The organism is Candidatus Weimeria sp. HCP3S3_B5, from assembly GCF_052064335.1.
In the GTDB taxonomy this organism is placed as follows: Bacteria; Bacillota; Clostridia; order Lachnospirales; family Lachnospiraceae; genus Weimeria.
Genome location: NZ_JBQHVU010000001.1, coordinates 182,950 through 206,279, shown reverse-complemented (window position 1 = coordinate 206,279; position 23,330 = coordinate 182,950). Strand labels below are relative to the sequence as shown.

The following is a 23,330-nucleotide window of genomic DNA, read 5'->3' as shown; positions in this document are numbered from 1 at the left end:
TAAGAGAAAAAGAAAAAAGATCAAATATAGAGCCCCGGATATGAATTGGACATATCCGGGGCTTGACTTTTTTCGAAAAAGTGCTAAAGTAGTTTCGAACTTATTAATATTTTATTCGCAGAGTAGACTGTATTGCGTTAAGTGTCTGATGAACAGGGAGTTGTCATTAGGACGAAGGTTTTTACCGCGGTTTTATGGTCGCATCCCGCTGCTGCATAAGAGTGATGCCCTCCTGTGCGGTTAAAGGAACTGCAAAGGAGGTATTTTTTATGCAAAGGATAACAGCAATTTTCAAGGATTCAGCCGAAGAACTTAAGAATGTAAGGTCATTATGCATGACAGCCATGCTTATGGCTCTTTCTTCAGTGCTTACCCTGGTATCTACTATAAATATAGGTCCATATATCCATATAGGCCTGTCATGGATACCTCAGGCCATGATCTCCATATTATTCGGGCCTGTCACAGGAGCAATAGCAGCAGGAGCCCTTGATCTTATCAATTACTTCATCCGTCCGGATGGCGGATTTTTCCCTGGATTTACAATATGCGCCATGATAGGTGCCCTGATCTACGGATTTCTTCTCTATAAGAGGAAGCTTTCCTTGGTAAGGATTTTTGTGACAAAGGGTATAGTTGATCTGTTCTGCAACATTATTATAAATACCCTCTGCCTGTCTATCCTTTATGGTCAGGCCTTCAAGGTACTCTTCCTGCCAAGAGTCATAAAGAATGTGATCACCTGGCCTATCTATTCGGTAATGCTTTTTGTGGTGCTCACTGCGCTGGATAAGGCAAGGGTGAGAAGAGCTGCCTTTTAAGCCTAAGACATATCACCTGTAAGCGCCTCTAGTAGTCTGTCATTGTCTTCAGGCATCATGAAGCAGATACGGATGAAACGATCCGACAGGAAAGGGAATGTTGAGCAGTCACGGATCATAAGCTTTTTCTTGATACAGCGTTCAAACAGACTGTGACTGTTCTGGTCTGCATCAAGGATCTTTATAAGCATAAAATTCGCATGAGGATAGTAGGGTCTGTAGGCCCTGCTATCCTTTAATATGTTATAGATCCTTTTTCTTTCGGAAAAGATCAGATCCTTGCTGGCCCTTATGTAATCGGTATCAGTAAACATTATCTTGCCGGCCTCCTCAGCAAGTGAGGAGATCATCCATGGATTCTTTTTCTGGTTTATCTCCTTAAGGATGTCCTCGTTTCCTGTGATAGCATAACCAAGACGGAGACCAGGTGCGGCAAAGAACTTGGAAGTCCCTCTTAATACAATCAGATTATTGTAAAAAGATGTAAGGCCGACAGATGTGATATCTCTTTCGTTTTCACAGAACTCAACATAGGTCTCATCTACCATCACATTGATATCATGCTCCTTGCAGGAATCGAGTATTTGCCTCATAGTGGAGCTTCTGATCACCGATGAGGTCGGGTTATTCGGATTGCAAAGCACTATAAGGTCTATATCATCAGACAGATGAGAGATGAAGTCATCCGGATTCAGAACGAAGTCTCCGTCCTCCCTCAAGGGGTAATATGAGGTACGTCCGCCGTTAAGCGTTATCTCCCTTTCATACTCGGAATAGGTGGGTCCCAGGATAAGAGCTCTTTTCGGGGCAGTCACCTGTATGAAAAGAGATATAAGCTCGGTCGAGCCGTTTCCTACTATTATGCTTTTTTCGTCACAGCCGGCATAGGAGGCTATGGCCTTTCTTAAGTCAGTGTATTCGCGGTCAGGGTAGGTCTCTATGCAATGTATATGCTCTGACAGATCAGAGGAAAGACGCGGAGAGATGCCAAGCGGGTTTACGTTTGCAGAAAAGCTTACTATCTCTTCCTTTTTTATACCGTATATCTTCTCGATCAGCTCGAGATCGCTGCCATGAAAATGATCCTTATGCTTTATCAAAATACCACTCCTTATTGAATAAATTTTGTAAAACATTTATAATTATATTGTATTTTGTAAAAAAGTAAAGAAAGGCATTGTCTCCGGTGGAAAAGAAGATCAGAGGGATAAGTCAGGGGGATTTCGAAAGAGACTTCCCGCTCCCGGCATTTGAACCAGAAAGAATAGAAGAGATCTGTACAGAGGGATACGATTATGAGGGTTCTCTTGTGATCTCCGGCCAAAGGGATGCCAGCATATCGGGGATCATTTATTCATCGAGCCCATATGTGACCCTAAAAGAGCCTGAGTTTTCTGGCCAACGGACCAGTATGGCCTATACTGTGCATATAAGCGGATTCTTTCCGGGGGAGAAGATAGAGGGACATTTCACTATAGTATCAGACGGATATGAGAATACTCTTCCCTATGTCTTTACAGTAGAGGAACGCCCTGTTTTTCTTAATGGGAAAAAGATACAGGACTTAAAGGAATTCGCTGAGGCAGCTGAAAAGGATCAGGACCAGGCTGCAGAGGTATTTGCTTCCTCTGATTTCAGGAATCTTCTTGTCAGACATTTTTATGATACCTATTTAAGCTATAGGGCGATCACTGCTGAAATGGGATTCACAAGGCTTGCGCTTGAGAGCTTTCTTACCGCAAACGGTCTTAAGGAGGCAGTGAATATCCATGTCTTTCCTGAGAATCTCTTTTTCTTTTCTATAAATGGTGACGCAAGGGAAAGCTTTCGAATCACAAGGAATACCGAGGGCTATATTAAGCTTCGTTTCGAGGTGCCAGAGGACAGCTTCATGGTGCTTGAGAAGACAGAGGCAACTGATCAGGATTTCTTTGGAGGGACCCTTGAGGTACCTTTCTTCATAAAAAAGGACAGACTGCATCAGGGAGTCAATCTGACCACCCTTAGGATAATAGGAAATGGTTTTTATATCACCCGTCCTGTTACAGCCTCTACCTACGGACGTGGAGAAAAGCCTCATGCAAAAAGGCTTAAGAAAAAGCAGATAATAGCCTCTGCAATGAATTCCTATCTGGATTTCAGACTGAGAAAGGCAGACGAGACTTTTTTCTTAAAGAGTGCCAGGGAAGCGTCCGGCTATTTCCTCGATCAGGATCCTTCTGACTGCTTTGCCCTATGCTATCTTACTATGGCGGAGATAGTTGCCGGAGAGAAGAAGGAAGCCTTCCTTAATATCAAGCGCCTGAAGGAGCTGATTGCAGACAAGACCTCATTTGAATGGGCCTTTCTCCTTTACCTGTGTACCCTTCTCGATTCTGATGAGGAGTATATAGACAGGATCACCGAGGAGATAGAGCAGATACAGGAGCTTCATCCGGATGACTCAAGGATCTTCTGGTTCCTGCTTTTCCTTAGAAAGAGATATGTAAAGGCTCCGCTTGAGAAGCTTCGTGATATAAGACAGTGGATAGTAAGGGGAGTGAATTCTCCTGTGCTTTATGCTGAGGCTCTTGATATGCTTAATGCCTATCCATATATGACAGGCCAGCTTGACTCATTTTCACTGTCAGTGCTCAGGTTCGGGCTTCGCAGGGATGCATTGTCCAAAAACCTTATACCGTCAGTCTGCGAGTGTATATATGATCTGAAGACCTTTTCGGACGGAGTATATGGCCTTGCATCAGAGCTTTATCAGAGGTTTATGGACCACAGCCTTCTTGAGGCGATAGTATCATTCCTTTTAAGGACGAGATGCATAGGAAAGAAATATCTGATCTGGTACAAGAGAGGAATAGAGACAGGGCTTAATCTTACAGGACTCTTTGAGTGCTATCTGTACAGTGTCGATGATTTGAGCATGGATATGCTGCCTCGAATGCTTACTATGTATTTTGCCTATGAGAATGATCTGCCTGATGACAAGAGAGAGTTCCTTTATGCAAATGTGATCACCTATAAGGAAAAGCGTCCTTCGGTATATGAGGTATATCTGAAGCAGATAGAGAGATTTGCTATAGAAAAGCTTAAGGAAGGCAAGATAAGTGACAATCTGGCTATAATATACAAAGATATGTATACAAGGGGTTTTCTGGACAAGGACCTCCTTTCTATACTGAAAAGCCTTAAGAATTCGATTAAGCTCATCTGTATGACCGAAGAAAGCGGAGAGCTGTATATATTCACGAGGAAGGACAGCATACCCAAAAAGCGGATCTTAAGGGATCATTATGCTATAATAGATATAGATGATCAGGAATACTTCCCTGTGCTTGTTACTCCGGGAGGGGTTCTTTTTGGGAATGATGCCTTCTATACAGAAAGGCTTTTCCCAGACTTAACCGACAACTCGGAGCCCGTATCCGATGATGGCGAGTCAGAGATAGTCTTTGCCATGTCACCTGAGGCTGACTGGGGCTATCGTACCAGGTTCTTTATGGATATAGATCCGGCAAGGCTTAAGGAACAGGGGTCTCTGGTTGCGACCTTTTCCTATGAGAAGGGTGACCTGAAGAAATTCCCTCCACAGGAGAGCGCCTTTATCATCAGGAATCTGATCTGCCAGGGAAAGACAGATGAAGCCTACTCGGCTATAAAGGAAATAAATGCCTTAAACATAGCAGACAACCAGCTTCTTTCTCTTGCCAGCTCCATCTGCAGACAAAGGAAGGAGGATGAAGAGGAGGATGGCTTCCTTACCTCCCTGCTTTCATATCTGCTTGGGCGGCTTCTGTTCAACGACGACAGCCTTGCCTATCTGTGCAGGTTTTATAAGGGACCTACAAGCCAGATGCTCGTTCTCTATAAATATGCCCGAGCAAGGGAGGCTGATGTCAGGAACCTTTGCGGCAGGATCATAACCCAGATGATCTACGAGGAGGGCAATGAGCCTGTTATCTCACAGGTATACAAAAGCCTGGTAAGCCTTGGAGGTGACGAGGAGCTTAGGAGGGCTTATCTGACCTACTATTCTGACAGATATATAAGAGGATTTCCTTCAGAGACAGAGGATGGCTTCTTTGACGAGATAGAGGAGGACTTCCGCAGAAGCGAAATAAACCGTACTATGAAGACTGCCCTTCTTATGCATTATTCTGCCCTTGACTCACTTAGTGACCAGCAGATGGAAAATGCAACGACCCTTCTTACAGAGAATCTGCTTGCGGGCAGATATTTCGCCTTCTACAAGAAGCTTGATATAAGCCTTGTAGTAAAAAACGGCATCTACGAGAGGATGATAATAGAATACAGGGGCGATCCATTTGATACGCTTGAGATCAGACTGAGCTCTCCAGACGGCAGGGAAAAGACTGCCCAGATGACAGAGGTCTATGACGGGATCTATGTATATACCTTTATAATGTTCCAGGGAGAAAGAGTAAGCTACTCTATACGGAGCTTACAGGGAGATATCAGAAAAGAAGGGCAGATAATGGATCAGGATTATATTGAGGAGATAGCGGACAGCCGGTTTGGACGCCTGGGAGCGATCTATAAGGACCAGCATTCCGGAAGTGACGCATTGAAGCAGGATGTGGAGGATTATATCCGCATAGATGTTTCAGAAAATGATCTTTTTTCTATGGTGTGATAAATGACTAGTGAAGGCTTAGATAAAGGCACAGGGACAGTCTTAGGGATAGATATCTCAGATGAGCGGGCTCTTATAAGCTATATCAATCCGGGGGATAAGTCTCCTGTGACAGTTTCAAAGGTTTATGGAGAGGAAAACTATGTTTTCCCTATGGCCATTGCAAAGAGAAGCGGGATAGGACAGTGGCTTATCGGTGATGACGCTTTAGGGAAGAAGGATGACAAGGATTATTCACTTGTCACAGGCTTCTTTGACAAGGCCGTAAACAATGAGAATCTGATAGTGGATGCCCAGCTGTTTTCAGCCGAGGAGCTTCTTCTCATATTTATCCGCGCTCTTATACAAATGGCACAGAACCTTTCAGGAATCAGGGAGGTGGCCTATGCGAGCTTTTCTGTTCCAAAGGTAAACAGGGAGACTGTAGATCTGATCACCAGATGCGCCGGGAAATGCCATATAGCTCCGGAGCGGACAAGTGTAATAGGAAAGAATGAGGCCTTTTACTACTACTGTCTTTCCCAGCCTATGGACCAGAGACGACATGACCTTATGCTTTTTGAGAATAATGGATTGTATGTCTATGCTATAAGGCTTAATGTAAACTATACTACAAAGCCAGGCATGGTATCCTTATATGAAAAATATTATACGCTTGATGAGACTGACAGGGACACCTCCTTTGATGAGATACTAAAGGAATGTTTCAAGGGGTCTCTTGTTTCGACAATATATCTCACAGGAAACGGATTTTCAAGAGAGTGGATGAAGGCTTCGCTTAAGAGGGCAATGCAGGGGCATAAGGTCTTCATAGGTCAGAACCTTTATGCAGACGGAGCCTGCTATGCTTCTCTTGTTAGGGCAGGCAGGGCTGAGTGGCCCTTTATGTATATAGGTGATAATGAGCTTAAGCTTTCGCTTTCGCTTCTGGTATCTGATCTGAACCAGAAAAAGTTCTATACTCTTATCGATGCCGGGAAAAGCTGGTATGAGGAGAGAGGAGAGTGCGAGGTCATTCTGGCCGGCGATCCCTCGATCTCCCTTTATATACAAAAGCCTGACAGCCGAAAGACCGTTGAGAATGTCTTAAATCTAAAGGATCTGCCTGAACGGGCACCGGGCCTTACCAGGCTTCGTATCACTGCTGTACCGCTTTCTGATCGGAAGGTAAGCGTAAGTATCTTTGATCTGGGCTTCGGAGAGATAGAAAAGGGAAGTGGCCGGACCTTTACGACCACGATTGGGATTGACTGATGGGTGAGCTTATTTTATGCAGACAGCCTATGGCTGCCACACCGTTCTATATAGAGAATGCATCGCTTAATATATATTCTCTTGAGGAACTCTGTTATTATATTTACCATAATACCGAGACTCTTGATCCTATGCTCATCTCTGATGAGCTTCTAGACTGGATTGATCAGGAGCTTTCATTTACGGCTCTGTCTGAGAGACTGCGGACACAGAAAAGATCGGGAATGCCGTTTCATGTACAGATAGAGACTATCCTGTCCTCTTGCGGATATCTGACTCCGGCTGAGATAAGGGATACTGTGCATGATATAATGCTTTTCATGGAGCTGTCTCCTGAGGAGAAAAAGAAGCGGATAGCAGACCAGCTCCTAAAAAAGGGAAGAATCAGGAGAGCCATACTCAATTATCAGGAAATCTTAAAGATACCCGGGATCTCAAGAGGCTTCTACGGTGATGTATGTCATAACATAGGATATGCCTACGCAAGGGCCTTTCTGTTCAGGGAGGCAAGCGAATATTACAGGATGGCCTATGAGCGAAACACATCCTCAAAAAGTCTTTCCCAGATGCTTTTCTGTCTTATGGAGACAGGAGATGAGAAGGCGATCGACAAGGCAGTCGAGGATTTTCATATAAGGCCTGACCAGATAGAAATGGCAAGGAAGGTATTCAAGGCAGCCTCTGAATCGGATCAGGTGAAGAAGGCCCAGGATGAGGCCCTTAAAAAAGAAAATGTTTTCTATGGTCTTAGGGAAGACTATATCAGGAAGTACGGAGCATAAGGTGTTTGGCTTTAAGAAGAAAAAAAAGAAAAAAACCCAGGATCAGATCTTCGATGATCTGATAGGTGAGATCGATTCACTGGAGAGCCTTGATAATCCCAAAAAGATCGAGCATTATATACTTGACTCCTGCGAGCAGATAATAGGCACTACGAAGGACATAGAGGGGAAAAAGGCCGGAGTCAGGGTTATAGACAGCTATCTGGAGGACATCAGGCGGATAAGGAAGCTTAAGGGCAAGGAAATGGAGGCTGTAAAAAAGACCGCCTCCTCGATTGAACGTGCAAGAAAAAGCCGTCAGGCCTTTTTGGATGCGCCTAAAAGCATTTCAGATGATGCCTACAGGCTTATAGAAGAGAATGAAGGCAGTATATCCCTTGACATAAAGCGGATGAGAGAAAATGAAGCCTATCAGAAGAAAACCGAGACAAAGATGCATGCTCTTGAGGCTGATAAAGGGGAGCTTAAGATGGATTTCGATGAGGCTACGACGAAGAGCTCCTATGCGAGAAAGATCTGTATAATGCTAATGGCTCTTTTCTTCGCTACTATAATAATACTATTTGCAGCATCGGAAAGATCGGGAAACGAGGCAGCCCAGGGTATAATAGGGGTTTTCCTGCTCGGATTCGCTCTTGCAGCGATAATCCTCTTTCTCTGGCAGGCCTCTACGATAAGGAGGAGAAAAGGACTCTTAAGGGACCTTAATTCAACGATAAATCTGTTAAATGTCGCGAGGATGGAGTATGCTAATATAACGGCAGCAATAAATGCTACATCCGAAAAGTATCATGTCCATAGTGCGACAGAGCTGGAGTTCTTATACAACAGCTATCTGGAATTAAATGACAAAAGAGACAGGTTCGAAAAGGACGACAGGGACTTAAGCTACTGGTCTACTTATCTGATGAAGCTTTTAGCTCCGCTACGGCTATATGATCCCCATATATGGGAGAAGCAGGCAGCAGCCTTAGCTCATGAGGATGCAATGAGGGATGTATGCGAGGAGCTTATCCAGAAGAAAAGAGACCTTAAGGAGCAGATAGAATCAGAGAGAGACCAGGTAAGGGACGAGAGAAAGCAGATAGATAAGATGATGGAGGAAAAGGATTTCTATGTTCCGGAGATCCTTGAGATATTAAGGTCAGTTGATCGTCTCTGCGGACTTGACATCAATAAAAAAGTAGAGGAAAATAAGAAGACCGGCAGTAAGAAGGAAGCGGAGACTGTCGCGGGGGGAGGAGCCGGTGGTCACAGCAGTAGTGACGAGAAAAAAGGATTAGTCCCTGAAAAAAAGAAGGAACCAGTTATAAAAAAGATATCTGCTCTTGATATCTACAATAAAGAAAAAAAGAAAGAAGCAAGACCAATGAAAGTAAGAACAAGATTTGCACCGTCGCCTACAGGAAGAATGCATGTAGGGAATCTCCGTACAGCTCTCTATGCTTTTCTTATAGCAAAGCATGAGGGAGGGGATTTCATCCTCCGTATAGAGGATACCGACCAGGAAAGATATGTGGATGGTGCCATCGATATCATCTATAAGACCTTGAAGGATACAGGGCTTACATATGATGAGGGACCTGACAAGGATGGAGGAGTAGGTCCCTATGTCCAGAGCGAGAGGGTAAAGCAGGGCATATATATGAAATATGCAAAGGAGCTTATAGAAAAGGGAGAGGCATATTACTGCTTCTGTACTCCGGAGAGGCTTGATGGTCTTAAGCATGAGGTTACAGACGAAAATGGAGAGAAGAAGACCATCTCTATCTATGACAAGCACTGTCTTCATCTTTCGGAGGAGGAGATAGAGGAGAAACTTGCATCAGGGATTCCTTATGTCATAAGACAGAATAATCCAAGGGAGGGTACCACGACCTTCCATGATGAAATCTACGGTGACATCACAGTAGACAACAGTGAGCTTGACGATATGATACTTATAAAGTCAGATGGATATCCGACCTATAATTTCGCTAATGTAGTCGATGATCATCTGATGGGAATCACACATGTGGTCAGGGGAAATGAGTACCTGTCATCATCGCCTAAGTACAACAGGCTCTACGAGGCCTTTGGATGGGAGGTTCCAAAGTACATCCACTGCCCTCTTATCACAAATGAAGATCATCAGAAGCTTTCAAAGAGAAGCGGCCATTCTTCGTTTGAGGACCTTGTAGATCAGGGATATCTTACAGATGCTATTGTAAACTTTGTCGCACTCTTAGGCTGGAGTCCTGAGGATAATCAGGAGATAATGAATCTTCCTGAGCTTATAGAGAAGTTCGACTATAAGCATATCAGCAAGAGCCCGGCTGTCTTTGACGTCACCAAGCTTAAATGGATGAATGGTGAATACATCAAGAAAATGGACCCGGATCTGTTCTATAAGCAGGCTCTTCCTTATATTGATGATACAGTAAAGAGAGACTGTGACAAGAAAAAGATAGCAGAGCTCGTCCAGTCAAGGATAGAGATCTTCCCTGATATAAAGGACCTTGTGGATTTTTTCGAAAAGGTAGGCGATTATGACAATTCGCTTTATATAAACAAGAAGAACAAGTGCAACGAGGAAAATTCGCTCGAGCTTCTGAAGGATGTCCTTCCTCTGCTTGAGGGAGTGGAGGATTTCTCTAATGACGGCCTCTTTGCCTCGCTCAAGCAATTCGCTGCAGACAAGGGCTTAAAGGTCGGCTTTGTTATGTGGCCTATCCGTACCGCTCTTTCAGGAAAGGCATCCACTCCGGGAGGGGCGACCCAGATCATGGAGATACTCGGTAAGGATGAGTCGCTTAAGCGGATAAGGGCTGCAATAGCAAAGCTTGAGGGATAAGAAGAAAGGGGGGGAGAGTATGGAATTAAGCGGACCACAGCAGGAAGCTGTATCACATTTTAATGGACCCTGCCTATGTATAGCAGGGCCCGGGAGCGGGAAGACTCTTGTGCTGACCGAAAGGATAGGCCATCTGATAGAAAAAAGAGGCGTAGCTCCTGAGAATATATTAGTCGTTACCTTTACAAGGGATGCGGCTGTGTCAATGCAGAAAAGATTTGTAAGCGGTCATTCACCGGCTTCTCTTCCTGCATTCGGCACATTTCATTCGATTTTTTTTAATATCCTGAAAAGAGAAGGACTTATATCTGATCATTCAATCGTTTCCGGAAGGAAGGCAGCTGCCCTCCTTTCTTTTGCTGTAAAGGAGCATGGAATAAGGCCAAAAGACCAGACCTTTTATCCTAAGCTCATTCGTACAGTAAGCTATTATAAGAATTGCGGTCATCTCAGTAATGACAGCCTTCCTCCTGATATGACAGCAGAGACTGTGATGGCGGTTATAGGCTCCTACCAGAGAGTGATGAGGGAGGCCGGACTTTTTGATCTTGATGATCTTCTTGTCAGAACTAAGAGCTTTTTTACTGAGCATCCCGACAGACTTGATTTCTGGAGAGGGCGCTTTAAGTATATCCTGGTGGATGAGGCACAGGATATGAACGCTCTCCAGTATCAGATCATAGGAGATCTGTCGAGGAAAAGGCAGAATCTTTTTATAGTAGGGGACGATGATCAGGCCATTTACGGCTTCAGGGGCTCTGATCCATCCTTTCTGTTAAGCTTTACAGAGGATTATCCGGATGCACATACCATCATCTTAGCCTGCAATTACAGATCTGACAGGGCTATAGTTGAGGCCTCGTCAAGGCTTATTTCAAACAATAAAAGACGGTTTGAAAAGAGACTGCTTGCAGACTCAGAGCAGGAGGGCCTGCTGCATGTCATAACGGCAAAGGATGAGAGGGATGAGGCAGGGCAGGTCTGTGATATGATAGAGGAACTTCTGGCAAAGGGAGAGCCGGAAGGGGAAATAGCAGTGCTCTACCGTAACAGAAGAATAGCAGATTCTCTTATGATTGAACTTGAAAAAAGAGGCATGATAAAGGGAGGGGGCAGTCTGTCTCTTTACAAAAGCTTTGTCTACAGGGATATAATCTCTATACTAAGGTCCTCTGATAGATATGTAAGCTGTGAGGATTTTATAAGGGCTCTTAGTCATCCTGACAGGAATCTTGGCAGGATAGGGCTTTCAGGAGACATGGTTGACAGGAAAAGCTGGCTTTGTCTTATGAGAAACACTATCCTTTGCGATGAGGCAGACAAGTTCAGCAGGGAGCTTGATTTCATAAGTGGCCTAAGCCCATATGCTGCGATCGATTATATACTAAGGCGTATGTCCTACAGCACCTATATCTGTGACTATACACGAAGTAAGGGGCTAGATCAGGCTATGTATATGGAGCATGCCAGAAGGCTTAAGGAGGCCGCCTTTTCTCATCATAGAATAGGGGATTTTGTAAGAGCTATGGAGGAGAAAAGGAAGATGGAGGAGAGGGAAGCTTCTAAGACAAAAAGGAGCTGTGGAATAGGCTTATATACCTTCCATGGGTCCAAGGGCCTTGAATTTGATCATGTTTTTATAATAGGGGCGGTAATGGGGATCACACCGTCTGATAAGGCTGATACAGCGGTAAAGCTTGAGGAGGAGAGACGGATGTTTTATGTGGCTATGACAAGAGCAAAAAGACAGCTTATCATTTCTCTTAGCGCTAAATACGGGAATCATTCCTATTATCCTTCTCCCTTTATCAGGGAGGCGCTTGACTAGGATGTTCTATTTTATAAAAAAATAGATTTTTTATAATGATCTATGATATAATAGCAGGTATTGTTGCGAGAGGAAATGTCCTTTAGAGAGGGTGTTTTGGCTTATGGCTGTAGAAGAAAGAAACAAGATGAAATTATCAATACAAAAGGGCAGCTTCAGACATTACGGAGCAGAAAGGCGTGCTGGTGGCTTTGAATTTACTGTGATAGCACGTACAAATGGCTGGCTTTCTATTATTTTTTATAATAAAAGGCGTAAGGGGAAAACAGAGGTAATGCTTGACGAGAGCTTTGCCAGAGGACGGGTTTTCTCTGTCTTTTTTCCTGATCCTTTACCGGATGGAGTATTCTACAGACTAAAGGATGGCATAGGAGAATACATGGACCCCTATGCTCATGTAGTGTTCGGACGTGAGAAATGGAACGATATGAACAGGAAGAAAAAGGATTACAGGATCTTTGGCGGCCTAGGAGATCCTATTCCCTATCGTCCTGTGGAGTCTCCGGTGATAGATCCGCGTGATATGGTGATCTACAAGCTTCATATAAGAGGATTTACTGAGCAGGCATCTCTTCCGGCCGGGCTTAGGGGCACATACAAGGGTGTGATCAGAAGGATACCTTATCTCAAGGAACTAGGTATTACCTCAGTTCTTTTCATGCCTTTATATGATTTTGAGGAGATCCGTTACAATACCTTCAGGGTCAGCGAGTCAGGAGACAAGTATAAGGAGCATGTTAGCGAGCCGTCGGGGATAAATTACTGGGGCTATGGCGATGGGGCATATTTTGCCCCGAAGTCATCATATTTCCCATCAGATCCGCAGAAGGGGATGGATATGCTGTCAAATGCCCTGCATATGGCCGGTATGGAGCTTCTGATGGAGTTTTCATTTACATCAGAGGATATCATTTCAGATCCCAGATTTATAGCGGATATACTGATATACTGGCATACTCGATACAGGGTCGACGGATTTCATCTGATAGGAGAGGGTTTACCGATCGAGTATCTTCTCAGGCATCCAAGGCTTTCAAATGTAAAGCTTTTCTATGACAGGATAGATGAGAGGAAGCTTGAAAGAGAGGATCATAAGAGATTCTTCTACTACAACGATGACTTCATATATCCTCTTCGCAGGCTTCAGAACCATATGGATGGGACGGTAGCAGAGCTTGCCAATCAGATGAGACGGCAGGGGGAGAGGTTCGGATTTGTAAATTATGCTGCAGAAAAGACCGGATTCACTCTTCTGGACGCATACAGCTACGGTGAGAAGCATAATGAGGCTAACGGTGAGGACAACCGCGACGGGAGCAATTATAACTGCAGTTCCAATCATGGCATAGAAGGAAAGACCACAAGCCGAAATGTCATGAAAAACCGTCTGACCTGCGTCAGATCAGCACTGGCCTGCATAATGCTCTCTCAGGGCGTTCCTCTTATTACGGAGGGAGATGAGGCCTTGAACAGCGCAGATGGCAATAACAATCCATACGGGCAGGATAATCCTACAGGCTGGGTCAGGTACTCTTCGAAAAAGGACGTTAAGGAGCTTTACAGCTTTGTAAAGAATCTGATCAGGTTCAGGAAGGATCATCCTGCTATACGCACAAAGGCTCCTATGAAGCAGACAGATTATCTGAGCTGCGGGCTTCCGGATCTTTCATACCATGATACAGAGCCCTGGATCATGGGAATAGGTCCCGAGAAGAAGGGGCTCGGAACCCTCTATGCAGGAGCCTATGCCGGTGAAAACGAGGAGGATGTGATGGTGCTGGTTAATTTCTACTACAACGACAGGACCTATGCGCTTCCTTCGACAGGAGAGGGAAGGAAATGGTATCTGGTCGCAAATACAGGCGATGACAGCTTCCTTGATAAGCCACTCGAATGCGGCGATGGATCTGTTTCGGTGCCGGGGGGTACGGTTTCAATTCTAATAGGAAGGTAAAGCATGAGTTTGATCAATGCGATAAGGCATTTCAAGACTATAACTCATCACAGACATCTTGTGATGAAGAGCTGTTTCAAGGTTGGACTATACAGGCAGGGACTGATGCATGACCTGTCAAAGTACTCATGGACAGAGTTCTCAGTTGGCGCTAAGTACTATCAGGGCACCAGAAGCCCCAACAACCGGGAGAGGGAGGAAAAGGGCCTTTCTACAGCCTGGCTTCATCACAAGGGAAGGAACAAGCATCATTACGAATACTGGATCGATTATAATGTAGGTTCAAAGGACGGTGAAATGCCACTCTGCGGGATGAAGATGCCGGTAAGATATGTGGTCGAGATGTATATTGACAGGATATCAGCCTGCAAGAACTATCTTGGCGACAAGTATACAGATGATGCAGCTCTTAACTATTATCTCAGGGGACATGGACACTATGTGATCCATCCGGATTCTGACGCTCTGCTCCATAAGCTTCTTTTGATGAATGCCGAAAAGGGAGAAGAGGAGACCTACAGGTATATCAGAAGATATGTTCTGAAGAACAAAAAGTAATTGCCTTTTTTCTGGATCCATGCTATCATTTCACTATCTTTTTCAAATTTCTCTTTCCAGATGATCTCCGGAAAGGATCTTTATGTTAAGTCAGATAAGGTGCGGGACTATAAGAGGCCTTACGGCAACTATGGTCACAGCAGAGGCAGATGTAAGTGACGGTCTGCCTGTTTTTGATATGGTCGGCTCGCTTTCAGGCGAGGTAAAGGAATGCCGGGAGAGAGTCAGGACAGTCCTTAAGGCAGCGGGCTTTCCGCTTCCGGCCAGACATATCACAGTCAATCTTTCACCAGCAGATATAAGGAAATCAGGAAACGGCTTTGACCTGCCGGTAGCTCTTTCTGTTCTTGCGGCTCTGGGCCGCATGGATCCAGACAGGCTTTCAGACGTTTTTGTCTGCGGAGAGCTTCGTCTGTCAGGAGAGGTGCTTCCTGTAAAGGGCATGCTCCCAATGCTTCTTGTGGCCCGTGAAAACGGTATCAAAAAATGCATTATACCTGTGGACAACCTGCAGGAGGCAAGACTTGTCCCGGATATGGAGCCGATAGGAGTAGGCTCATTTGCAGAGCTGTTAGAATACATTGATACGGGAAGGGTAAGAGAATACTGTCCTGATAAGGATAGTGAGGCCATTGTGGATGATCAGGCTGATTTTGGTGAGCTTCATGGTCAGGCCATACCAAGGAGAGCCTGTGAGATAGCAGCTGCGGGCATGCACAATCTTCTCATGTACGGGCCTCCCGGAGCAGGAAAAAGCATGATAGCCAGATGTCTTCCTTCTATAATGCCGCCTCTTTCAGATGATGAGAAGCTGGAGCTGATGAAGATATACAGTATCTGCGGCAAATTCAGGATCTCATATGAAAATATCAGGCGTCCGTTCAGAAGTCCCCACCATACTACTACAGCTGTTGCCATGTCAGGCGGGGGAAACAGCCTTAATCCCGGAGAGATAACAATGGCCCATAACGGAGTTCTTTTCCTGGATGAGCTTCCTGAGTTTAAGAGAGAGGCGCTTGAGGCCTTACGTCAGCCCCTTGAGGAAGGTAAGATCAATATAGTAAGAAACCGTTATCAGGAGGAATATCCGGCTGATTTCCTTTTTGTCGCAGCTATGAATCCATGCAGATGCGGCTATTATCCGTCAGAAAGATGCACCTGCTCGACTCCATCCATAAGACATTATCTGTCAAAGATATCGGAGCCCCTGCTGGACCGATTCGATCTGTGCGTACAGACAAGAAGGGTTGAGTATGGTGAGCTGATGGACAAAAGCAATAATGAATCATCAGAGAGGATAAGGGAGAGGGTGCTAAGGGCTCATGATATCCAGAGGGAGAGATACAGGGATAAGCCCTATACATTCAACAGTCAGGCCTCATCGAAGATGATAGAGGAATACTGCCGGCTTACTAAGGCGACAAGGGAATGCATAGGGGAGCTTTTCGCATCAGAGGAGCTTACTGCAAGGGGGTATTACAGGATACTTAAGGTATCAAGGACTATAGCCGACCTGGCAGGAAAAAAGGACGTAGGACAGGAGCATATAGCAGAGGCTGGATTTTTCAGATCTCTCGACAGAAGATTCTGGGAGGTCGTAAGATGAACAGGAGCTTTGATGAATTTGCATTCGCAGTGACAAAGTGTATGGATCGCAGTGAAAAAAGAGCCCTGCTTACGGCCTTCAAGACTCCGGCGGGATTTTTTGGGAGGACAGATAAGACGATCCTTGGGATGGACATCATAAAAAAGGAAAGTCTATCCATTCTTCGTGAGGAATACGGCAGCAGGCTTATGGCTGAAAGATACAGGGAGTATTTTTCGGATCCTTTGAATGGGATAAGCTTTATCTATGATGAGGATTTTCCTGTAGCGCTTAGGCATATACATAATCCACCGGTCGCACTTTTCGTAAGGGGCAGGCTCCCGGATAAAAGGGAGAGGCTTATAGCCATGGTGGGTGCCAGGAGATGCAGCGGATACGGAAGACTTTTTTCCGAAAAGATAGGAAAGGTGCTGGCAGAAAACGGCTTTTCCGTCGTAAGCGGTATGGCAATGGGGATAGACGGCTATTCGCACAGGGGTGCACTTATGGCAGGAGGGAAGACATATGCCTTCTTAGGATCTGGGACAGATATATGCTATCCGGCATGCAACAGGGATATCTATGAGCAGATACCACATAGCGGTGCCCTGATAAGCGAATTTCCTCCCGGGACAGGACCACTTAAGCAGAATTTTCCTGACCGCAACAGACTTATAAGCGGGATCTCTGAGTCAGTGCTTGTGATAGAGGCGAGGGAGAGAAGCGGATCCCTTATCACTGCTGATCTGGCCCTTGATCAGGGAAAGGATGTATATGCCCTCCCTGGCAGGATAACAGATCCGCTTTCGGCCGGGACCAACAGGCTTATCTGGCAGGGAGCCGGTATGATAAGGTCTTCTGAGAGCCTTATCATGGCACTTAAAATGGAGGAGGAACCACTCGTTTCAGAGGAGCTTGAACAGGCTCTTTCAGAATTGAACCTTGAAAAAGATGAAATGGTGGTGTATAGTTGTTTCGATTTCTACGCAAAAAGCATAGATGAGGTCCAGAAGGAAACCGGTATGACTCTTCTTATGCTTTTAAGGATAGTGGCGGCCCTCTGCTGTAAGGGATACTTAAAAGAGGTCTTTATGAACCACTATGTCAGAAACATACCGGTATAGAGGTAAAGAGCAGGAAGGATCAGTTTTAATGGCAAAAAATCTCGTGATCGTTGAGTCACCGACAAAGGTAAAAACGATTAAGAAATTTCTTGGAAGAAACTACACCGTAGTTGCAACAATGGGACATGTCAGGGATCTCCCCAAGAGTCAGCTGGGGATCGATGTCGAAAATGACTTCGAACCCAAATATATAACCATCCGGGGCAAGGGTGAGCTTTTGGCATCTCTGCGCAAGGAGGTCAAGAAGGCAGATATGATCTATCTGGCTACTGACCCGGACCGTGAGGGAGAGGCGATCTCCTGGCATCTGATACCATCACTCAGGCTTTCTGAAAAGAAATATAAAAGGATCACCTTCAACGAGATAACAAAAAACGCCATAAAGGAATCCTTCAAGCATCAGAGAGACATAGATATGAACCTGGTCGATGCACAGCAGGCAAGAAGGGTGCTTGACCGTATAGTCGGATATTCGATAAGTCCTCTTCTCTGGGCAAAGGTAAAAAGAGGCCTCTCGGCAGGAAGGGTTCAGTCAGTTGCCCTTCGTATAATCTGCGACAGGGAGGATGAGATCAATGCCTTTATTCCAAAGGAGTATTATACGCTGGATGTAGAGCTTTGCGGAAAGGGCAGGAGAAAGCTTACTGCCTCATACTATGACGCTGATAAAAAGACATCTGACATCGATTCGAAGCAGGAGCTTGATCAGATAATATCCGATATAGATGGATGTGATTTCACTGTTGAGGCCCTAAAGCAGACTCCAAAGACCAGGAAAGCCCCGCTTCCGTTTACGACATCGACTATGCAGCAGGAGGCCTCAAAGGCTCTTAACTTTGCACTGTCAAAGACAATGCTCATAGCCCAGCAGCTATATGAGAACGGACTTATCACATATCTTCGTACCGATTCTACCAGAGTATCTAATGAGGCTAAGGCGGCAGCGGCAGCCTATATAAGCAGGGAGTTCGGAAAGGACTATCTGGGAGGTGAGATGGCAAAGAAGTCCCAGGGGAAGAATATTCAGGATGCCCATGAGGCGATAAGACCTGCTGATCTTAACCTTCTTCCGGATAAGCTTAAGGAAACAGCAAGCCGGGACCAGTACCGTCTATATTCTCTTATCTGGAAGAGATTTATAGCCTCCCAGATGGCAGCGCAGAAGAGGATTACGACCTCGATAAGGCTTGACTGCAATGGGCATAAGTTTACAGCTGCAAGCACAGCCACGATCTTTGACGGATTTTCAAGGGTTTATGTCTTATCTGATGATCCGGATCAGAAAAAACCCAAGGATCTGAGTGCATTCGAGAAGGGAGAGATCCTCTCCGCTGAGAGTCATCAGGCAAAGCAGCATTTCACCCAGCCCAAGCCTCACTTTACCGAGGCCTCCCTTGTCCATACTCTTGAGGAGCTTGGTATAGGACGACCATCCACCTATTCTCCGACTATCACGACCCTGCTCAAGAGACACTATGTGATAAAGGATGAGAAGAATCTATTTGTCTCTGAGCTGGGAGAGATAGTAAACAAGATAATGGTAGAGTCATTCAGTGAGATAGTCGACAAAACCTTTACTGCCAATATGGAAAGCCTTTTAGATGGTGTCGAGGCAGGAGAGGTAGAGTGGAAGTCCATAATCAGGAACTTCTATCCTGACCTCATGAAGGAGGTCCATGTTGCTGAGAAGGAGCTCGAGAAGGTGGAGATAAAGGATGAGGAAACGGACGTCATCTGCGACAAATGCGGCAGACATATGGTGATAAAGTACGGACCACATGGAAGGTTCTTAGCCTGCCCGGGATTTCCTGAATGCAGGAATACCAAGCCTTATCTCGAAAAGATCGGTGTAGCCTGTCCCAAGTGCGGAAAGGATATAGTGATAAGGAAGACCAAGAAGGGAAGAAAATTCTACGGATGCGCGGATTATCCTGACTGCGATTTCATGAGCTGGCAGAGGCCGGTATCGAAGAAATGTCCTCGATGTGGGAAATACATGGTTATCCGTGGCAGAAAGATAGTCTGCTCAGATCCGGAATGCGGATACTCTGAAGAAGTCAGAGATGACGATTGAATTTTTCAAAAAAAAGAGTATAATAGACAGTATTGATGGAATTATACTGAATAAAGGTTAAATAAAAACAATGAGTGCAGAGATACTTGAATTACTTGATAAGACAAGAAAGATAGGAAAGCTATTACACAACAACAATGACCGTTCCAAGGTCGTCTTCAATGATATCTGCAGGGTGCTTACGGATATCCTTGATTCGTCGTGCCTGGTACTTAGTAAAAAGGGCAAGGTCCTTGGCATAAGCTTCAGTAATGATGAACACAGGCTTACTGAGCTTATAACAGATAAGATCGGCGGACTGATAAACAGCGATCTGAATGACAGGATTTTGGGCATCCTCTCTACAAGAGAGAATGTAAACCTCCTGACTCTGGGCTTCGAGGGAGACGATGTATCAAAGTACAATGCCCTTATCACACCTATTGACATAGCAGGTGAAAGGCTTGGCAGTCTCTTTATCTACAGATACGATCATCCATATGGTATCGACGATATCATTCTCGCCGAGTACGGTACTACTGTAGTAGGACTTGAGATGATGCGGTCTGTAAACGAGGAGAACGCAGAGGAGAACCGCAAGAAGCAGGATGTAAAGAGTGCCATAAGCACGCTTTCATATTCTGAGCAGCAGGCTATAATCCATATCTTCGACGAGCTTGAGGGGAGCGAGGGCATTCTCGTGGCTTCAAAGATAGCAGACAGGGTCGGGATCACAAGGAGCGTCATAGTAAATGCCCTGCGGAAGTTCGAGTCAGCCGGAGTCATAGAGTCCCGCTCATCAGGCATGAAGGGCACTTATATCAAGGTATTGAATGATGCGGTCTTTGCCGAGCTTAAAAAACTTAAGAATAATATGAACTAATGGGTTACAATATATTGTGTCCATAAGAAACTTTTATCCACAAAAAAGGGTTGTTTTTTTTGCGGAATCAAATATAATTAAATAGTAGCTGATGATAGGATTATATTTGGGAGGACAAGCAGTTGATCAGATCCAATGCATTTGATTATATAAGCCTGATGGATAAGGCTGCGGATGCCAGCTGGCTGCGCGAGACTACTATATCCAACAATATAGCAAACGTAGACACACCTGGATACAAGAGAAAGGATGTGAAATTTTCAGATATCCTTTCTGACCAGCTGACAACTACAAGGTACAATAATCTTGATCAGGCTGTAAGCGCTCTTGATTATACGGATGACAGCAGCCTTCATGGAGAAGTCTATACAGACTATCCTTCGTTTAATTATCGACTTGATGAGAATAATGTCGATATCGACAATGAAAATGTAGAGTACGCCGGAGAACAGCTTAAGTATCAGGCTCTTACGACAGCTATTTCAGCTGATTTCTCCTGCTTTAATGTAGTTACAAGATCATAAGGAGGAAGCGCTTGGCTCTTTTTCAGTCCTTTAATATTGCCGGCAGTGGTATGACAGCGGAGAGATTCCGTATGGATACGATCGCCGAAAACATTGCAAATGTAAACACTACCCATACAGAGGACGGCTCCGGTCCCTACAGGAGAAAGATAGTGACATTTGAGGAGAGAAGCCTCAATCCGTCATTTTCTGCTACTCTCGATCAGTACAGGGATTCATTCAAAGGCAACGGAGTAAGGGTTGCATCAGTAACCGATGATACCTCTACGGATTTCATTATGGATTATGATCCATCGAATCCTGACGCAGATCAGAACGGATATGTCAGATATCCCAATGTGAATACAGTTACCGAAATGACAAACCTGATTGACGCCACAAGAGCATATCAGGCGAATGTGACGGTATTTAACGGGCTTAAGAGCTCTGCGTCCCAGGGCATCTCTATCGGCAACTCATAAAGGAAGGAGACAGGGATCAGATGACAGGAGTTACATCGATAGAAGCAGCCAATGCAGGATATAAGACAGCCCCGCAGAGATCCGGTATAGACCCGGATAAGAATACAGACTTCGGATCGGTATTCGATGCAGCTGTAAATCTTGTGGACGAGACAAATACCCTCCAGAATAAGGCAAATGCTGAGCAGGTCAAGTTTGCACTGGGACTTTCTGATAATACACATGATATGATGATCGCCCTGCAGAAGGCGAAGATCGCCCTGCAGTATACAAGCGCCATAAGGTCGACCTGCGTGCAGGCCTATCAGACTATCATGAATATGCAGATATGATCCAGTCAGCTTTATCAGAGAATACTTATAAAGGGGTAAAAAATGCCTGAAAGAATTCAGAATATTTTAAGCAGAATAGCAGAGTGGTGGAAGAAATTCACTGTAAGACAGAAGGCGCTTATGATAAGCGCTGTTTCTGTCGTGGTTATCGCGCTTATTATTCTAGGAGTTGTCGCTACAAGGCCGGACAAGATGGATCTTGTGACCGCGACTGACGCCAAGCAGGCTGCATCGATAAAGGATCTGCTTGACGGGCAAAGCATTGCCTATTCCCAGTCTCAGGACGGCATGACCTTCACTATAGACAAGAAAGACGAGGCAGCTGCCACCATATTGCTTGGTCAGAATGGTATCTATTCAAACGGATATACAGGCAAGACCTCAGATGAGGATTATCCCTTCAGCAATGTGACTGACGGCTCCTTTACTACGACTGAGGCTGACAAGCAGAGGAAGAACCAGCATTATCTGCAGACGCAGATGGACAGCTATCTGGCTACGCTTTCAAATGTAAAGAGCGCCAAGGTAAACTTCAACATACCGACCGATGATGGAACCCTTGCCGCCAAGCAGGAAGAGGCCTCGGCATCATGTCTTCTCGACCTGTCAGGCTCCATGTCAGATGATCAGGCAGCAGCCATAGCCAAATTCATTGCAACTGGTCTTGGAAATAAGACAACAGAAAATATCACGATCATAGATACTGACGACAATATACTTTTCTCAGGAGGCGACGAGGCCACCTCAGGAGGGATTGCCTCGACAAATCTTACTGCAAAACAGAAGCGTGAGAAATATACAGAGAATCAGGTAAAGAAGGTTCTTTCAAAGAATGCGACCGGCAAGGCTATCTATGACAATGTCCAGGTGGCAGCAAATCTCAAGATGGATTTCTCCAATACCAAGAAGACCAGATGGGAATACGATGTTGCCGATGGTCAGTCACAGGGATATCTGGACAGCAAGACAACCAAGAGCTCCTCATCTGACGGCTCTACTGCAGGTACGCCTGGAACCGATTCCAATGATGACACAGGAAGCTATGTGACTCAGCAGGGAGCGGGCTCTCATTCTGAATCGAATGAGGAGACATATGACTATCTCCCTAATGAGACCAAGACAGAATCCCAGCAGGAGGCCGGAGCTGTTGATTATGCCAATTCCTCGATCACAGTCACAGCCTATAACGATGTGATCTATGATGAGGACAAGATGAAGGCATCTGGCCAGCTCAAGAAGATGACCTTTGACCAGTTCGTGGCAAAAAACAGTGGGATGACAGCGACAAAGCCGAGTAATGCGGTGATAAATGCCATAGCCAATGCTACAGGCATACCGGCTTCAAATATCACAGTAAACTCCTATGATGTCCCTCAGTTCCATTATTCAAGCGGCGGGCGGACCTGGCTCGAGTGGCTTGAGATTCTTCTTGCCCTGCTTATATTTGCCCTTCTGGGCTTTGTGGCATTTAAGAGCCTGCATGGAAAGAAGGAAGAAGAGGAGGCCTCTGAGGTTACTGTGGATACCCTGCTCCGTGACCAGCAGCAGGAGGAGGAGCTTGAGGACATAGGATATAATGAGAAGTCTGAGGCCAGACAGCTTATTGAGAAGTTTGTGGAGGAGAAGCCTGAGGCAGCGGCTAATCTGCTAAGAAACTGGCTTAATGAGGACTGGGGTGAATAAAGATGGC

Annotated in this window: 17 protein-coding genes and 1 riboswitch; of the genes, 16 read left to right on the top strand and 1 reads right to left on the bottom strand. The window is 45.2% G+C overall.

Annotation, left to right across the window (positions count from 1 at the left end; translation table 11 throughout):
• Window positions 1-116 precede the first annotated feature (116 nt).
• A riboswitch (THF riboswitch) is annotated at window positions 117-213 on the top strand.
• 56 nt (window positions 214-269) lie between these two features.
• The gene (locus ACTNCK_RS00995) at window positions 270-821 is read left to right on the top strand and encodes a folate family ECF transporter S component (protein ID WP_441080412.1); all 552 of its coding nucleotides are present in this window, start codon (window positions 270-272) and stop codon (window positions 819-821) included.
• Window positions 822-823: 2 nt separating this feature from the next.
• On the opposite strand, the gene ACTNCK_RS00990 is transcribed toward ACTNCK_RS00995, so the two are convergent.
• Window positions 824-1,921, bottom strand: coding sequence for a pyridoxal phosphate-dependent aminotransferase (locus tag ACTNCK_RS00990; RefSeq protein ID WP_441080410.1), 1,098 nt, complete (start codon window positions 1,919-1,921; stop codon window positions 824-826).
• 86 nt (window positions 1,922-2,007) lie between these two features.
• On the opposite strand from ACTNCK_RS00990, the gene ACTNCK_RS00985 reads away from it, so the two are divergent.
• From ACTNCK_RS00985 to fliF, 15 genes are all read left to right on the top strand, one after another.
• Window positions 2,008-5,469, top strand: a complete 3,462-nt coding sequence (locus ACTNCK_RS00985) for a DUF5717 family protein (RefSeq protein WP_441080408.1) — start codon at window positions 2,008-2,010, stop codon at window positions 5,467-5,469.
• Window positions 5,470-5,472: 3 nt separating this feature from the next.
• Complete coding sequence (locus ACTNCK_RS00980) at window positions 5,473-6,723, top strand: DUF5716 family protein (protein WP_441080407.1); 1,251 nt, start codon at window positions 5,473-5,475, stop codon at window positions 6,721-6,723.
• Window positions 6,723-7,505: a hypothetical protein gene (locus ACTNCK_RS00975; RefSeq protein WP_441080406.1), complete on the top strand. Its 783-nt coding sequence runs from the start codon at window positions 6,723-6,725 to the stop codon at window positions 7,503-7,505. Before ACTNCK_RS00980 ends, ACTNCK_RS00975 begins: the two co-directional genes overlap by 1 nt.
• Before the next feature lie 1,369 nt (window positions 7,506-8,874).
• Window positions 8,875-10,338, top strand: a complete 1,464-nt coding sequence (gene gltX, locus ACTNCK_RS00970; RefSeq protein WP_441080516.1) for a glutamate--tRNA ligase — start codon at window positions 8,875-8,877, stop codon at window positions 10,336-10,338.
• A gap of 19 nt (window positions 10,339-10,357) precedes the next feature.
• Window positions 10,358-12,166 carry an ATP-dependent helicase gene (locus tag ACTNCK_RS00965; protein WP_441080405.1) on the top strand — a complete coding sequence of 603 codons (1,809 nt, stop codon included), beginning with the start codon at window positions 10,358-10,360 and terminating at the stop codon, window positions 12,164-12,166.
• A 103-nt stretch (window positions 12,167-12,269) separates the two neighbouring features.
• A complete protein-coding gene (locus tag ACTNCK_RS00960) occupies window positions 12,270-14,120 on the top strand; it encodes a hypothetical protein (protein WP_441080404.1) in 1,851 nt (616 codons plus the stop codon).
• 12 nt (window positions 14,121-14,132) lie between these two features.
• Entirely contained in the window at window positions 14,133-14,678 is a 546-nt protein-coding gene (locus ACTNCK_RS00955) for a DUF5662 family protein (protein WP_441080515.1), read from the top strand.
• 82 nt (window positions 14,679-14,760) lie between these two features.
• On the top strand, window positions 14,761-16,284 hold the full coding sequence (locus ACTNCK_RS00950; RefSeq protein WP_441080403.1) for a YifB family Mg chelatase-like AAA ATPase: 1,524 nt from the start codon (window positions 14,761-14,763) through the stop codon (window positions 16,282-16,284).
• On the top strand, window positions 16,281-17,387 hold the full coding sequence (gene dprA, locus ACTNCK_RS00945; protein ID WP_441080402.1) for a DNA-processing protein DprA: 1,107 nt from the start codon (window positions 16,281-16,283) through the stop codon (window positions 17,385-17,387). Before ACTNCK_RS00950 ends, dprA begins: the two co-directional genes overlap by 4 nt.
• A 28-nt stretch (window positions 17,388-17,415) precedes the next feature.
• Window positions 17,416-19,461, top strand: coding sequence for a type I DNA topoisomerase (topA, locus tag ACTNCK_RS00940; protein WP_441080401.1), 2,046 nt, complete (start codon window positions 17,416-17,418; stop codon window positions 19,459-19,461).
• Between the two features lie 70 nt (window positions 19,462-19,531).
• Window positions 19,532-20,323, top strand: a complete 792-nt coding sequence (codY, locus tag ACTNCK_RS00935) for a GTP-sensing pleiotropic transcriptional regulator CodY (RefSeq protein ID WP_441080400.1) — start codon at window positions 19,532-19,534, stop codon at window positions 20,321-20,323.
• 122 nt (window positions 20,324-20,445) lie between these two features.
• The gene (flgB, locus tag ACTNCK_RS00930; RefSeq protein WP_441080399.1) at window positions 20,446-20,847 is read left to right on the top strand and encodes a flagellar basal body rod protein FlgB; all 402 of its coding nucleotides are present in this window, start codon (window positions 20,446-20,448) and stop codon (window positions 20,845-20,847) included.
• 11 nt (window positions 20,848-20,858) lie between these two features.
• Window positions 20,859-21,308, top strand: a complete 450-nt coding sequence (gene flgC / locus ACTNCK_RS00925; protein WP_441080398.1) for a flagellar basal body rod protein FlgC — start codon at window positions 20,859-20,861, stop codon at window positions 21,306-21,308.
• Window positions 21,309-21,328: 20 nt separating this feature from the next.
• Window positions 21,329-21,640, top strand: a complete 312-nt coding sequence (gene fliE / locus ACTNCK_RS00920; protein WP_441080397.1) for a flagellar hook-basal body complex protein FliE — start codon at window positions 21,329-21,331, stop codon at window positions 21,638-21,640.
• A gap of 42 nt (window positions 21,641-21,682) precedes the next feature.
• Window positions 21,683-23,323: a flagellar basal-body MS-ring/collar protein FliF gene (fliF, locus tag ACTNCK_RS00915; protein WP_441080396.1), complete on the top strand. Its 1,641-nt coding sequence runs from the start codon at window positions 21,683-21,685 to the stop codon at window positions 23,321-23,323.
• The last annotated feature ends 7 nt before the right edge of the window (window positions 23,324-23,330 follow it).